This is a genomic window from Stenotrophomonas sp. 3(2025), assembly GCF_052665395.1.
This window is the reverse complement of record NZ_JBQOIF010000013.1, coordinates 68,918-81,697: the sequence shown is the minus strand read 5'-3', so window position 1 is coordinate 81,697 and position 12,780 is coordinate 68,918. Positions and strand designations below refer to the sequence as shown.

Genomic DNA, 12,780 nt, shown 5'->3' with positions numbered 1-12,780 from the left:
CAGCGTCTACGGGCAGGGTGGGGGGCGTGATCTGCCTGGAGATGCCCATGCCCGTATGCCGCCCCGCCCTGCTGGCCCTGTCGCTGCTGATGTCGCCCGCCTTTGCGCAGACGTCCCCGCCCGCCGGCCTGCCAGCACCCATCGCCGAAAAGGCCGGCCCTGACACGGCGGCGCACTCGCCCCTGCACGCCCAGGTACTTCTGGACCGCGCCAATTTCTCTCCGGGCGAAATCGATGGCGAAGTGGGCAGCAATCAACGCCGCGCGGTATCCGGCTTCCAGGCAGCGCACGGGCTGACAGTCAGTGGCGAACTGGACGACGCCACCTGGAAGGCCCTGCAGGCCGACTCGGTCGGCCCCCTTGCCAGCTACACGCTGACCGCAGAAGACGTGGCCGGTCCGTTCGTCGCGATTCCAAAGAAGCCCGCCGACCAGGCCAAGCTCAAGGCACTGGGCTTCAGCAGCGTGGAGGAAGCGCTGGGCGAGCGCTTCCATGCCGCACCGGAGCTGCTGAAGGCGCTCAATCCCGGTGTGGATCTGAGCAAGGCCGGCAGCCGCATCCAGGTGCCCAACATCGCGCCCGCTGCATTGCCCAAGGCCGCCAAACTGGTGGTCGACAAATCCGACTCCACCCTGCAGCTGCTGGACGCGCAGGGCAAGGTGATCGCGCAGGTACCGGTGTCGTCGGGCAGCGAGCACGACCCGCTGCCGATCGGTGAGTGGAAGATCCTCGGCGTCTACCCGGATCCGCCATTCCACTACAACCCGAAGCTGTTCTGGGATGCCAGGAAGGGCGATCGCAAGGCCACGATTCCGCCCGGACCGAACAATCCGGTCGGCCGGGTCTGGATCGACCTGTCCAAACCCCATTACGGCCTGCACGGCACACCGGTGCCCGGCCATGTCGGCAAGACCGAATCGCACGGCTGCGTGCGCATGACCAACTGGGATGCGCTGCGCGTGGCTGCAGCCGTGGATACGTCGGTACCGGTCGTCATGCAGGAGTGAGCCGATGCGACTAGCGCAATTGATCGTACTGGGACTGGTGATGGGCGTGGCAGCCGGCTGGTGGCTGCAGCGTGATGGCGCGCCGTCCGATGACACGGGGGCCGGCGCCCTTGCAGTGGCGCAGACCTCCGCTGCAGCCGACAGCGCCCGTGCCGTACCCGTGGAGCAGGCGACAACGGCAATCGCTGCGCCCGCCCCAGCAGCAACGGGCGACACACCCTCCGGCCTGCTGCTGCCAGTACAGGGCATCACGCCCTCGCAACTGCAGGACACCTTCACCGACGCACGCAGCGAAGGCCGCGTGCACGATGCGATCGACATCATGGCTGCTGCCGGCACACCGGTGCTGGCGGTGGCCGATGGCCATGTCGAGAAGCTGTTCGACAGCGAACGCGGCGGCCTGACCATCTATCAGTTCGAACCCAGCGGCCGCTGGTGCTACTACTACGCGCACCTGCAGCGCTACGCCGACGGCCTGGCCGAGAAGCAGACCATCAAGCGCGGCGACGTGATCGGCTACGTCGGCAGCACCGGCAACGCCAACCCCGAAGCGCCGCACCTGCATTTCGAAGCGCACGTGCTGGGCCCGGAGAAGCAGTGGTGGAAGGGCGAGTCGATCAATCCCTATCCATTGCTGAAAAAAGGGGACGGAGGGGATTAAGTCGCAACCCGCACGGTCTGGTCGTGGCGCCTAGGCAGCGCGTGGACGCTGCCTGCGCAGCGCGATGGTGAAGATCACCAGTGCGATGCCTGGAACCAGCAGCAACAGCGCTGCCAGTTTCCAGAAGAAGAACGGCCACAACCAGAGGTAGTCCAGGTCGGTCAGTTTCAGAAGATCCAACGGCGGCTGCACTTCGATCGTTGCCGGCCTGCCGGCCAGCGCCGGCTCCACTTCCAGCACGGTCACCCGCAGCCAGGAGCGGCCACGGGGCAATGCATCACCGCGGCCATAGCCGAAGTACGCGGCGGTAAAAACAGCCGTTTCAACGGTTTCCAGCCTGCGCACAACATCCGTCCCGGCTGGGCCAGAACGCACGCCCGCACGGAAGTCCGCATGCTCGTTGGGGGTGTCGACACGCATCAGCACGTCGGGGTCGAGGGCCGGGTCGGCGGCGTTGGGCGGGTAACGCAGCCGCAACCGCAGACGATCATCAATGAAGCGGTAGACCGTGATCTCCGCGCTCGCACCGGGGCTCAGCACCAGCGGCAGGGTCTGCGTGCGTGACGCCAGGTGGTTGGCCACGGCGCCCACCGCCAGCACCACACAGGCGACTGCCCACAGGCCCCAGAACACCCACAGGGTGATCCGCACCACCCGCGTCCCTTTCGCGCTGACATCGCCGGTCATCGATCCGCTTCCCTGCTGGCATTGCGTACACACTAACGAAAAAGCCCCGCTTTCGCGGGGCTTCTTCTTTCAGCGACGCCGGGCATGGCCCGGCGCTACCGGTGCGGCAGCGTTGCCAGGCAGCGTCTGGCAGCGCCGCATCGCTCAGGCGAACGGATCCTGCAGGACCATGGTGTGGTCGCGGTCCGGGCCGGTGGAGACGATGCTGATCGGGCAGCCGGCCAGCTCTTCCAGCGAACGCAGGTAGGCGCGTGCGGCCGGCGGCAGGTCGTCCCAGTTGGTGATGCCATGGGTGTTTTCGGTCCAGCCCGGGAACTCCAGGTACACCGGGGTGCACTCTTCCCAGCCCTGCGCGTCCAGCGGCGCGTACTCGGTACGCTTGCCGTTGTATTCGTAGGCGATGCAGACCTTCAGCTTTTCCATGCCGTCCAGCACGTCCAGCTTGGTGATGCACAGGCCGCTGATGCCGTTGATGGCCACGGCGCGCTTGAGCGCGACGATGTCCATCCAGCCGCAGCGACGCGGGCGGCCGGTCGAGGCACCGTATTCGGCGCCGCGGTCGCGGATGCCCTGGCCGATTTCATCGTCCAGCTCGGTCGGGAACGGGCCGCCGCCAACGCGGGTCGCGTAGGCCTTGGCAATGCCCAGCACGTAGTCGATCGCGTCAGCACCGACGCCGGCACCGGCCAGCGCACCACCGACGGTGGTGTTGGAGCTGGTGACATACGGGTAGGTACCGTGGTCGATGTCCAGCAGCGCGCCCTGCGCACCTTCGAACAGCACGCGCTTACCCTGCTTGCGCAGGTCATGCAGGATGCCGGCAACGTCCGACTTCATCGGCTGCACGTATTCGCCGAAGGCCAGCGCCTCGTCGAAGGTCTTCTGGAAATCGACCGCATCGGTGTTCAGGTACTTGGTCAGCACGAAGTTGTGGTAATCCAGCGCGGTGCGCAGGAGTTCTTCCAGCTGCTTCGGATAATGCAGGTCGGCGATGCGGATGCCGCGACGCGCCACCTTGTCTTCGTAGGCCGGGCCGATGCCACGACCGGTGGTGCCGATCGCCTTGCCGCCGGCAGCGCGTTCGCGCGCCTGGTCCAGGGCGATGTGGTACGGCATGATCAGCGGCGCGGCCGGGGAGATCTTCAGGCGCGAACGCACTTCCACACCGGAGGTTTCCAGCTCGGCGATTTCCTTCTGCAGCGCGGCCGGCGAGATCACCACGCCGTTGCCGATCAGGCACAGCGCATCGTCACGCAGGATGCCCGACGGGATCAGGTGCAGGACGGTCTTCTTGCCGTTGATCACCAGGGTATGGCCGGCATTGTGGCCGCCCTGGAAGCGCACGACGGCGCCGATTTCCTCAGTGAGCAGATCGACGATCTTGCCCTTGCCTTCATCGCCCCACTGGGCACCAAGCACTACGACAGACTGACCCATGACGGGTTCCTCTATTTGTTGCGGCCATCGGGGCCGCGGACGGGTAAACCGCAGCGGGGCTGGCCAGCGCTTGGGTGGCGGCTCCAAACGGGGAGCGGCCGGCGATGGGAGGCCCAGACACGGAAAAAGCCGAACGGGGAGGCCCGTCCGGCTTTTGTGCATTATCCGGGTTTCCGGGGGCCGGCACTACCCTTCTAATGCCGTACCCACCACAGCAGGCTCAACCCGGCCAGCAGGACCAGGCCACCGAAGCTGCGCAGGGCCGGGCTGGGCAGGTCCAGCAGGCGTTCAGCCATGCGCTTCCAGGCCACGGGGGCCGCGAACAGCAACAGGCCTTCCAGCACCGCGACCAGGCAGACGGCGGCGAACAGATCTTTCATGGGGGAACTCCGGAAAAGCACGAGGCCCGGCGCATGGCCGGGCCCCGTGAGGTACTGCCGTGCGGACTCAGCGATCGTTCTTGAGGTACTGCAGGAACGGGTCGTTCTTGTCCAGCACGATCACGCCGTTGCCGTCGGTCATCGAGCCGCGGTAGGCCTCGAGGCTGCGATAGAACGCGTAGAACGACGGGTCAGCCGAACCGGCCTTGCCGTAGATGCGCGCGGCCTCGGCATCGCCTTCACCACGCAGGCGCTGGGCATCGCGTTCGGCTTCTGCGATCAGCACGGTGCTGTCACGGTCGGCCTGGGCGCGGATGGTCAGCGACTGCTCCTCGCCTTCGGCGCGCAGTTTGGCGGCTTCCTGCTTGCGCTGGGCGCGCATGCGCTCGTACACGTCATTGATCACCTGGCTGTCGGTGGGCAGGTCCACCTGCTTGATGCGCAGGTCGATCATCTGCATGCCCAGCCCGGCAACGGCTTCGTTGATGCCCTTCAGCTGCTCGGCGATCAGCTCGCTGCGGTCGCCGGAGACCAGCTGCTGCAGGGTGCGCGAGTTGATCTGGTTACGCAGCGAGTCGGTGATGATCGGTGCCAGGCGGGCGTTGGCGATGCGCGGATCGCCGCCGGTGGCACGGAAGTAATCACCCACGTTGGAGATGTAACCGATGGCGAAGAAGTCGACGCTGACGTCCTTCTGCTCGGCCGTGAAGTAACGGGCCGGCGCGGTGTCCAGCACCTGGAAGCGGCGGTCGAACACCCGCACCGTTTCCACCACCGGCAGCTTGAAGTGCAGGCCCGGCTTGATGTCCGAACGCACCACCTTGCCCAGGTTCAGGACCATGGCGGTCTGGTCCTCGCGGACCACGTACACCGAACCCAGCAGGCCCAGCAGCACCGCTACGACAACGGCGATCCAGATTGAATTTCTCATCGGCTGCCCTCCTCACGGCCGCTCGAACGCCCGGTCGGGCGGCCCACCGGCCGGCCCGGATCACGGGAAGCTTCCACTGCGGTGGTACCCGGCAGCGACGGCATCACCACGTCGGGGTTCGGCACCGGCGCCGGTGCCGAGGTGCTGGCACGGGTATCACCGGTCATCGGCACGTAGATCAGCTGGCGGCCATCGCCACCAATGACCTTGCGGTTCTCGCTCAGCACCTGCTGCACCGTTTCCAGCCACAGCCGCTTGCGGGTGACTTCCGGTGCGTCCTTGTACTGGGCCTGCAGCAGGCTGAAGCGCTGGCCATCACCCTCGGCCTTGGACACCACTGCCTGCTTGTAGCCCTCGGCGGTGGTACGGGCACGCGAAGCCTGGCCGCGCGCTTCAGGCACGACCTTGGCCGCATAGGCCTGGGCTTCGTTGATCAGGCGCTCCTTGACCTGCTGGGCACCGTTGACCTCGTCGAAGGCCGGCTTGACCTCCTCCGGCGGACGGGCGTCCTGCAGGGTCAGGCCGGTCACGGTCAGACCGGTCTTGAAGGCTCCCAGCAATGTCTGCAGGCGCTCTTCGGCGGCCACGGCGAGAGGGCCACGGTTGTTCAGGACGGCGTTGAGGTCGGCGCGGCCGACTTCCTCGCGCACCGCGCTCTGCGCCGACTGCTCCAATACCTGGTTGGCATCAACGGTGCCGAACAGGTACTGCTGCGGGTCATCGATGCGGTACTGGACGTTCAACGAGACATTGACGATGTTCTCATCGCGGGTCAGCACCGGCACCTGGATCGAGAAGGTCTTGATCTCGGTGGCGTTGACCTTGGTGACCGATTCGATCGGCCAGGGCAGCTTGAAGTTCGGGCCTGGGGTCAGGATGCGCGAGAACTGGCCGAAGCGCAGCACCACGCCACGCTGCTGTTCGCCGATCAGCTGGAAGCTGGAGAACAGCACCAGCAAGACCACTGCCGCCACCACCCAACGCAGGATGCCGCCGTCGAACAGGTCCTTCAGCGGTCCGGGCAATCCGCCCCAGCCGCCACCATTGCCACCGCCACGCGACCCGAACGGCCCGCGTCGATTGTCCTCGGGGCCTTGTCCGCCCTTGTTGCCGCCGGGTGTATTCCAGGCCATGCACGCTCCATCAAGATGTGGGCTGCGACGCGGGCCCTTCCCGCAACGCCAGCCGTTAACCACTACCGATCATACAAGATGGGGCGGACCGGCAGGATTGAAAGGGGCCGGACCGGGTAAGGTGGCGTTTTCCTCGAAGTCAGGCAACGCCGATGGCCCCCACCACCCCGTTCACCGCCTTCCGCATCGAAAAAGACGACGCCGGCTACCGCAGCGGCCTGGTCCCGCTGCGTCTGGACGACCTCAACCCCGGCCAGGTGCTGATCCGCGCCCACTGGTCCTCGGTCAACTACAAGGATGCCCTGGCCGGCACCGGCAAAGGCCGCATCCTGCGCCGCTTCCCGCTGGTGGGCGGGATCGACGTGGCCGGCACGGTGGTCGCCTCCACCGATCCGGCCTGGCGCGAGGGCGATGCGGTACTGGCCACCGGCTGCGGACTCAGCGAAACCCGTGATGGCGGCTACAGCCAGTACGTGCGACTGGAATCGAGCGCGGTCATCGCCCAGCCGGCGGGCCTGAGCCCACGCGAGGCGATGGTGCTGGGCACCGCCGGCTTCACCGCCGCGCTGGCGCTGCTGCGCCTGCAGGACAACCGGCAGACGCCCGAACTTGGGCCACTGGCGGTTACCGGCGCCAGCGGTGGGGTCGGTGCTCTGGCCGTGGACATCTTCAGCCGCGCCGGCTATGCCGTGCACGCGATCAGCGGCAAACCGGAACAGAGCGACTTCCTGCGCGGCATCGGTGCTGCCGAGGTGCTGCCGCGTGACGCCCTTGCCGACACCAGGCCGCTGCAGTCGGCACGTTTCGGCGGTGGCCTGGACAACGCCGGCGGGCCGATGCTGGCCAGTCTGCTGGCCCAGACCGTGCCTTATGGCAGCGTGGTCAGTGCGGGCCTGGCCGCCAGCGCGACGCTGGACATGACCGTGATGCCCTTCATCCTGCGCGGTGTCTCGCTGCTCGGCGTTTCGTCCGCCAATGCCCCCCGCGCGCTGCGCGAAGAAGTGTGGGCACGCTTGGGTGACGCGTGGAAACCACAACACCTGGACCGCATCTGCACCGCCGAAGTCGGCCTGGACGGTCTGCCTGCGGTGTTCGATCGCATGCTGGCGGGCGGCTCGCTTGGCCGCACGGTGGTGCGGATCGACTGAACGTCGCAGGCAGGCGACGGACGGCAGCTGTCGCCCTCCCGCCAACGTGATGCCGGCACTACACTTCCGGCATCACATGGGGAACAACATGGCACGCATTCTGATCGTCGACGACTCACCGTCGCAGCTGTTGGGGATACAGCGCATCGTCGAAAAGCTCGGGCACCAGATCCTGACCGCCACCGATGGTGCGGCCGGGGTGGAGACCGCCAAGGCCGAGCTGCCCGACTTGGTGCTGATGGACGTGGTGATGCCCAACCTCAATGGCTTCCAGGCGACCCGCACGCTCGCCCGCGATGAGGCGACCCGGCACATCCCGGTGATCCTGGTGACCACCAAGGACCAGGACACCGACCGCATGTGGGGCATGCGCCAGGGCGCCAAGGCCTACATCACCAAGCCGTTCTCGGAAGACGAACTGTCCGAAGTGCTGGAGCGGGTGTTCGCCGGTCAAGGCTGACCCACCGCTCCGGTAGATGCCAACCTTGGTTGGCACGCCGCTGCCGGCCAGCGGCCGGCACTACCGCAAGGCGTGCGGACCGAGGTCCGCACTCACCGAAGGGAATGTCAGATCGTTTCGCCAAACGCCTTGGCCAGATTCCGATAGGCCTTCTTCTGCGCGTCGTCCGTCGCCGCCGGGGCGACAATCTCCAGCTCGACGATCTGGTCACCCTCCGGACTGCCCGGCAAGCCGCGCCCACGCAGCCGCAGCTTGCGACCTGCGTCGGAATCGGCCGGAATCTTCAGTTCCACCGCGCCGCCCAGGGTCGGCACGCTGATGCTGGTGCCCAACGCGGCCTGCCACGGTGTGACCGGCAGCGTGTACAGGATGTTGCGGCCGTCGACCTCGAACTGCGGATGGGCGGCGTACTCTACTTCCAGCAGCAGGTTGCCGCCGTGGTTGCCCTGCCCGGCCAGGCGGATCACCTGCCCGGGGCGGATGCCCTTGGGCACGCGCACATCCAGCTGCTTGCCGTTGACGGTAATGCGCAGGCTGTCGCCGTTGTAGGCCGCCTCCAGCGGTACCGACAACTTGGCCCGGGTATCGCGGTTGGGCGCATGGCCATGGCTGCTGAAGCCCGGGCCCGGGCCTGCACCCTGGCCGCCGCGCTGGCGCGCGAACAGGCTCTCGAAGAAGTCGCTGAAACCGCCGTTGGGGCCACCGCCGCCGAACACTTCCTCGAAATTGAAACCGCCACCGCCGTAGTTCGGCGGTACGTTGAATTCCTCGCCCGGGCGATAGCCCTGCGCACGCAGCTGGTCATAGGCCGCGCGCTTCTCGGGGTCGCGCAACGCCTCGTAGGCCTCGTTGATGGCCTTGAACTTGTCCTCGGCCCCGGCCTCCTTGCTGACGTCCGGGTGGTACTTGCGTGCCAGCCGGCGATAGGCGGTCTTGATCTCCGCCTCGCCCGCGCTCGGTTCCACCCCCAGGGTGGCGTAATAATCCTTGAATTCCATCCAGCTACCTCGATTCGCTTCGGCCGCGCCGGTGGGCGCAGCCCCGGGTTCATTCTACGCGCCGGCGATGCTACGCCGCCGGCCGTGCGGCAGCAGTGAGGCCGACTGATCCAGCGCAATGCGCCTGCCGTCGCCCTGCCCCATGCTGTGGCTGACGGCCCCCGCAGAAAACACAAATGGGGTGTATACGTGGGTTTTCCAATGTCTTGACGCGCCCGTCCCCTCCTGGCCCCTACCCTCACCCAGCAAGGAGTTCCCATGACCATCCATGTCGGCGACCGCATTCCGGAAGTCACCCTCAAGCGCATCCGCGAAGGTATCGAGACCCTCGATACCCACGCCCTGTTCGATGGGCGCAAGGTGGTGCTGTTTGCCGTGCCCGGTGCGTTCACCCCCACCTGCTCGGCCCGCCACCTGCCCGGGTACGTGGAAAAGTTCGAGGCGTTCCGCCATCGCGGCATCGATGTCTACTGCGTGGCGGTCAACGACCCGTTCGTGATGAAAGCCTGGGCCACCGACCAGCACGTACCCGACGGTCTGCTGATGTTGTCCGACGGCAATGCCGAACTGACCCGTGCACTTGGCCTGGAACTGGATGCAAGTTCATCCGGCATGGGTACGCGTTCTCGTCGTTTTGCCCTTTACGTGGAGGACGGCACCGTGCGCGCGGCCTGGATCGAGGAGCCCGGCCAGTTCGAGGTGTCCTCAGCCGACTACGTCCTGGATCACCTGCCCACCTGAAACCCTGACTGCAGAGGAAACCGGCCAGCCATGTCCAACAAGCCAGCCAAAGCCAGCAACACTTCCCCTTCCGCCAAGGTCGCCGGCATCAGCGATCGCCAGACCTTGCGCGAGCGGGCCCGGAAGAACATCGAGGACGGAGCGATCACCGACAGCTACAGCGCCGACCGCAAGGTGGTGATCAAGCTGCTCAACGACGCGCTGGCCACCGAATATGTGTGCGTACTGCGCTACTACCGTCACTACTTCATGGCCAAGGGCATGCTGGCCGACGCGGTCAAGGGCGAGTTCCTCGAGCACGCGCAGCAGGAGCAGGCACACGCTGGCAAGCTGGCCGAACGCATCGTCCAGCTCGGCGGCGAGCCGGACCTCAATCCGGACACGCTGACCGCACGCTCGCACGCCGAATACAAGGAAGGCAGCGACCTGCGCGACATGGTCCGCGAGAACCTGGTGGCCGAGCGCATCGCCATCGACAGCTACCGCGAGATGATCAACTTCATCGGCGACAGCGATACCACCACCAAGCGCATCCTGGAGGAGATCCTGGCGCAGGAGGAGGAGCACGCCGATGAGTTCGCCGACCTGCTGGATGGGTGGATCGGGGAGTAACGCCGCACCGTGCCAGCGAACACCCCGGTAGTCGCCCACCTTGGTGGGCGGCTTCTGCGCGTGCCAACCAAGGTTGGCACCTACCGGGTCATGGTGGACCGGTAGCGCCGGGCCATGCCCGGCGGGCTGGTGCCCGATCACCTGACATCCGCCGGGCATGGCCAGGCGCTACCGCAGCACGTTGAACCGTACCTGCGTCCAGGCGCCGTCAGCAGCCAGCGCGGTCAATGTATGCGCGCCGGGATCGGCGAACTCGCGCTGCATCAGCTGCGCACCGCGCGTCTGCGCGATCCATCGACCATCCAGCAGCCAGTCCACGGCCTGTTCGCTGCCCAATGCGCGCAGCTGCAGGCGTACGCCATGTTCGGCATTGGGTGCACGCGCCAGCGTCGCGCCTTCGTTGAGGCCATCAATGTGCAGGGCCACGCTGGCCTCGCGACCATCATCGCGACAGTCCGGCGACAGTGCGGGAAGCTGTGAGGCATCGCGGGTAGCCTTGGGCAGCCAGGGTGACAACAGCGCCGGCCATCGCGCGATCTCACGCGCGACTTCCTCATGCGGCGCGCTGCAGTCAGCCGATACGCGCAGTCCGGTGCGCGCGTCCGCCAGGTAGCGTTGGCGGCCAGGCTGCCATCGCCGTGCCTCGCGTTCGGGGAACGTCGGCGGCGCCGCACCGTCCAGCAGATAGGCCGACAGGCGTCGCTGGCAGAGTGCCGCTGGCATCCCTTCGGCCAGTTCTCCGGTTGGCCAGCAGATGTCTGCCTGGGTCACGCTGGCCGGCATCGGCGCGGCCGCCGCATCGCCGCGTTGGCGCGGCAGGCTGTCGACCACCTCGAACATCAACGGCAAGGCGGTGACCGCGCCGTACTGCCCCGGCAACGGCGTGCCATCGGGGCGCCCCACCCACACGCCCACGGTGTAGTGGCGGGTACTGCCGATCGCCCACGCATCGCGGTAGCCATAGCTGGTGCCGGTCTTCCAGGCCACGCGCGGCCGCCCGCCAACGTCGAACGTGCCAACGCCGTACCCCGGGCGCGGATTCGATTCCAGCATCTCGCGCACGATCCAGCTGGCACCAGGCGAAGCCAGTCGTCGCTCGATCATCGGTTCGTCATCGGTGTAGCGCACGCGGCCGGCAATGCCGTTGCGGTTGAGCGCAGCGAACGCACCGACCAGGTCTTCCAGCCGCGCGCCGGTGCCGCCGAGGATCAGCGACAGATTGGGCGAACTGCCCGGCGGGAAGCGCAACTGGATGCCGGCGTGCGACAGGCGCGCGGCGAAGCGTGCCGCACCTACCCGCTGCAGCAGGTCGACGGACGGCACGTTCAGCGACAGGCGCAGCGCACTGGCAGCACTGACCGGGCCGTTGAAGGCCATGTCGAAGTTGCCCGGCCGATAGCTGCCGAAGCTCTGCGGCGCATCCACCAGCAGGCTCTCGGAATGGATCAGGCCATCATCGAGTGCCATCGCATACAGGAACGGCTTCAGCGTGGAGCCCGGCGAGCGCCAGGCCTGCACCATGTCCACGTGGCCCAGTCGTTGCCGATCACCGAAAGACAGCGTGCCGACATACGCACGCGCCTGCAGGGTCTGGTTGTCGACCACCAGCAGTGCGGCTGACGTGCGCTCGGGCAGCGTTGAGAAATAGCTGGCCACGCGCTCTTCAAGGGTGCGCTGCAGGCCGATGTCGATACTGCTCTGGATCCGCGCCTGCCCCGGATGTGCCGAGTGCAGGCGCTGGGCCAACAGTGCCGCATGCAGCGGTGGACGCAGCGAGCGTGCGACCACGTTCTCGATGCGCGCATCTTCCACTTCCTCCGGCGACCATGCGCCCAGCTCGGCCATGCGCGCCAGCACCTTGTCGCGAGCCTTCTGCGCGGCTTCGGGATGACGATCCGGGCGCAAACGGCTGGGTGCCTGTGGCAGCACCGCCAGCAACGCGGCCTCGGCATGCGAAAGCTGCGCGGCCGGCTTGCCCAGGTAGGCCCAGCTGGCCGCCTCCACGCCTTCGATGGTGCCACCGTAGGGCGCGCGCTCCAGATACAACGCGAGGATCTCGCGCTTGGACAGATGCACCTCAAGCTGCACCGCACGCAGCATCTGCTTCAGCTTGCCCCAGGGCGTGCGCGTATGCGGATCGAGAATGCGCGCCACCTGCATGGTCAGGGTCGAGCCACCGGAGACGATGCGGCCACCCCGCAGCAGCTGCCCACCGGCACGCAGGATCGCCAGCGGATTGATGCCCGGGTGCTGCCAGAACCAGCGATCCTCGTAGGTCAGCAGCGCCTGCAGGTACAGCGGCGATACGCTGTCGACCGACGCCGGATAGCGCCACACGCCCTCGGCATCAGCGAACGCCCGCATCGGGCTGCCGTCAGCGGCGACCACCAGCGTGCTGGTGTCGCGTTGCCGGGGCAACGGCGGCGGAAAGGCGAAATCCAGTATCAGCAGCAGCGCCAGCAAGGCTGCCGTGCCCCAGCGCAGCCAAGGCCACAGCGGTTGCAGCCGCTGCCGCAGGCGCGGCAGCCGCGTTTTCAACGATCCCACCTTCATCCACGGCATCCAGTGGGACGGGCCGCGCCGTC

At 67.0% G+C, this 12,780-nt stretch carries 13 protein-coding genes; 6 read left to right on the top strand and 7 right to left on the bottom strand.

Annotated elements, in window-relative coordinates; genetic code table 11:
* Positions 1-41 precede the first annotated feature (41 nt).
* A complete protein-coding gene (locus ACUXVE_RS11765; RefSeq protein ID WP_445514453.1) occupies positions 42-1,007 on the top strand; it encodes a L,D-transpeptidase family protein in 966 nt (321 codons plus the stop codon).
* A gap of 4 nt (positions 1,008-1,011) precedes the next feature.
* The gene (locus ACUXVE_RS11760) at positions 1,012-1,668 is read left to right on the top strand and encodes a M23 family metallopeptidase (protein ID WP_445514452.1); all 657 of its coding nucleotides are present in this window, start codon (positions 1,012-1,014) and stop codon (positions 1,666-1,668) included.
* 30 nt (positions 1,669-1,698) lie between these two features.
* Here ACUXVE_RS11760 and ACUXVE_RS11755 read toward each other — a convergent pair whose 3' ends face one another.
* The 5 genes from ACUXVE_RS11755 to hflK form a co-directional block, all read right to left on the bottom strand.
* A complete protein-coding gene (locus ACUXVE_RS11755) occupies positions 1,699-2,355 on the bottom strand; it encodes a hypothetical protein (RefSeq protein ID WP_445514451.1) in 657 nt (218 codons plus the stop codon).
* Positions 2,356-2,499: 144 nt separating this feature from the next.
* Positions 2,500-3,792, bottom strand: coding sequence for an adenylosuccinate synthase (locus tag ACUXVE_RS11750; RefSeq protein WP_025877044.1), 1,293 nt, complete (start codon positions 3,790-3,792; stop codon positions 2,500-2,502).
* A gap of 194 nt (positions 3,793-3,986) precedes the next feature.
* The gene (locus tag ACUXVE_RS11745) at positions 3,987-4,172 is read right to left on the bottom strand and encodes a DUF2065 domain-containing protein (protein WP_089236459.1); all 186 of its coding nucleotides are present in this window, start codon (positions 4,170-4,172) and stop codon (positions 3,987-3,989) included.
* A 67-nt stretch (positions 4,173-4,239) separates the two neighbouring features.
* Positions 4,240-5,103, bottom strand: coding sequence for a protease modulator HflC (hflC, locus tag ACUXVE_RS11740; protein ID WP_025877040.1), 864 nt, complete (start codon positions 5,101-5,103; stop codon positions 4,240-4,242).
* Entirely contained in the window at positions 5,100-6,236 is a 1,137-nt protein-coding gene (hflK, locus tag ACUXVE_RS11735) for an FtsH protease activity modulator HflK (RefSeq protein ID WP_093818645.1), read from the bottom strand. The genes hflC and hflK overlap by 4 nt, the downstream gene beginning before the upstream one ends.
* Positions 6,237-6,388: 152 nt before the next feature.
* On the opposite strand from hflK, the gene ACUXVE_RS11730 reads away from it, so the two are divergent.
* Both ACUXVE_RS11730 and pilH read left to right on the top strand, forming a co-directional pair.
* Entirely contained in the window at positions 6,389-7,384 is a 996-nt protein-coding gene (locus ACUXVE_RS11730; RefSeq protein WP_222388564.1) for a YhdH/YhfP family quinone oxidoreductase, read from the top strand.
* A gap of 88 nt (positions 7,385-7,472) precedes the next feature.
* Complete coding sequence (pilH, locus tag ACUXVE_RS11725; RefSeq protein ID WP_005410644.1) at positions 7,473-7,844, top strand: twitching motility response regulator PilH; 372 nt, start codon at positions 7,473-7,475, stop codon at positions 7,842-7,844.
* Between the two features lie 107 nt (positions 7,845-7,951).
* Here the strand turns inward: pilH and ACUXVE_RS11720 are convergent, their stop codons facing one another.
* Positions 7,952-8,842, bottom strand: coding sequence for a DnaJ C-terminal domain-containing protein (locus ACUXVE_RS11720; protein ID WP_025877033.1), 891 nt, complete (start codon positions 8,840-8,842; stop codon positions 7,952-7,954).
* Between the two features lie 258 nt (positions 8,843-9,100).
* Between ACUXVE_RS11720 and ACUXVE_RS11715 the strand changes: the two genes are divergently transcribed.
* Both ACUXVE_RS11715 and ACUXVE_RS11710 read left to right on the top strand, forming a co-directional pair.
* Positions 9,101-9,583 carry a peroxiredoxin gene (locus ACUXVE_RS11715; protein WP_222388563.1) on the top strand — a complete coding sequence of 161 codons (483 nt, stop codon included), beginning with the start codon at positions 9,101-9,103 and terminating at the stop codon, positions 9,581-9,583.
* Positions 9,584-9,613: 30 nt separating this feature from the next.
* Complete coding sequence (locus tag ACUXVE_RS11710; protein ID WP_033831761.1) at positions 9,614-10,195, top strand: ferritin-like domain-containing protein; 582 nt, start codon at positions 9,614-9,616, stop codon at positions 10,193-10,195.
* Between the two features lie 168 nt (positions 10,196-10,363).
* Here ACUXVE_RS11710 and pbpC read toward each other — a convergent pair whose 3' ends face one another.
* Positions 10,364-12,748 (bottom strand): penicillin-binding protein 1C, encoded by a 2,385-nt coding sequence (pbpC, locus tag ACUXVE_RS11705; RefSeq protein ID WP_445514450.1) that lies wholly within the window; start codon positions 12,746-12,748, stop codon positions 10,364-10,366.
* Between the last annotated feature and the right edge of the window lie 32 nt (positions 12,749-12,780).

Bases quoted from the DNA above. Each gene is read 5' to 3' on its own strand.
- ACUXVE_RS11755 (WP_445514451.1), bottom strand. From the start codon at position 2,355: ATGACCGGCGATGTCAGCGCGAAAGGGACGCGGGTGGTGCGGATCACC.
- hflK (WP_093818645.1), bottom strand. From the start codon at position 6,236: ATGGCCTGGAATACACCCGGCGGCAACAAGGGCGGACAAGGCCCCGAG.
- ACUXVE_RS11760 (WP_445514452.1), top strand. From the start codon at position 1,012: ATGCGACTAGCGCAATTGATCGTACTGGGACTGGTGATGGGCGTGGCA.
- ACUXVE_RS11745 (WP_089236459.1), bottom strand. From the start codon at position 4,172: ATGAAAGATCTGTTCGCCGCCGTCTGCCTGGTCGCGGTGCTGGAAGGC.
- ACUXVE_RS11715 (WP_222388563.1), top strand. From the start codon at position 9,101: ATGACCATCCATGTCGGCGACCGCATTCCGGAAGTCACCCTCAAGCGC.
- hflC (WP_025877040.1), bottom strand. From the start codon at position 5,103: ATGAGAAATTCAATCTGGATCGCCGTTGTCGTAGCGGTGCTGCTGGGC.
- ACUXVE_RS11730 (WP_222388564.1), top strand. From the start codon at position 6,389: ATGGCCCCCACCACCCCGTTCACCGCCTTCCGCATCGAAAAAGACGAC.
- ACUXVE_RS11765 (WP_445514453.1), top strand. From the start codon at position 42: ATGCCCATGCCCGTATGCCGCCCCGCCCTGCTGGCCCTGTCGCTGCTG.
- pbpC (WP_445514450.1), bottom strand. From the start codon at position 12,748: ATGAAGGTGGGATCGTTGAAAACGCGGCTGCCGCGCCTGCGGCAGCGG.
- ACUXVE_RS11710 (WP_033831761.1), top strand. From the start codon at position 9,614: ATGTCCAACAAGCCAGCCAAAGCCAGCAACACTTCCCCTTCCGCCAAG.
- ACUXVE_RS11720 (WP_025877033.1), bottom strand. From the start codon at position 8,842: ATGGAATTCAAGGATTATTACGCCACCCTGGGGGTGGAACCGAGCGCG.
- pilH (WP_005410644.1), top strand. From the start codon at position 7,473: ATGGCACGCATTCTGATCGTCGACGACTCACCGTCGCAGCTGTTGGGG.
- ACUXVE_RS11750 (WP_025877044.1), bottom strand. From the start codon at position 3,792: ATGGGTCAGTCTGTCGTAGTGCTTGGTGCCCAGTGGGGCGATGAAGGC.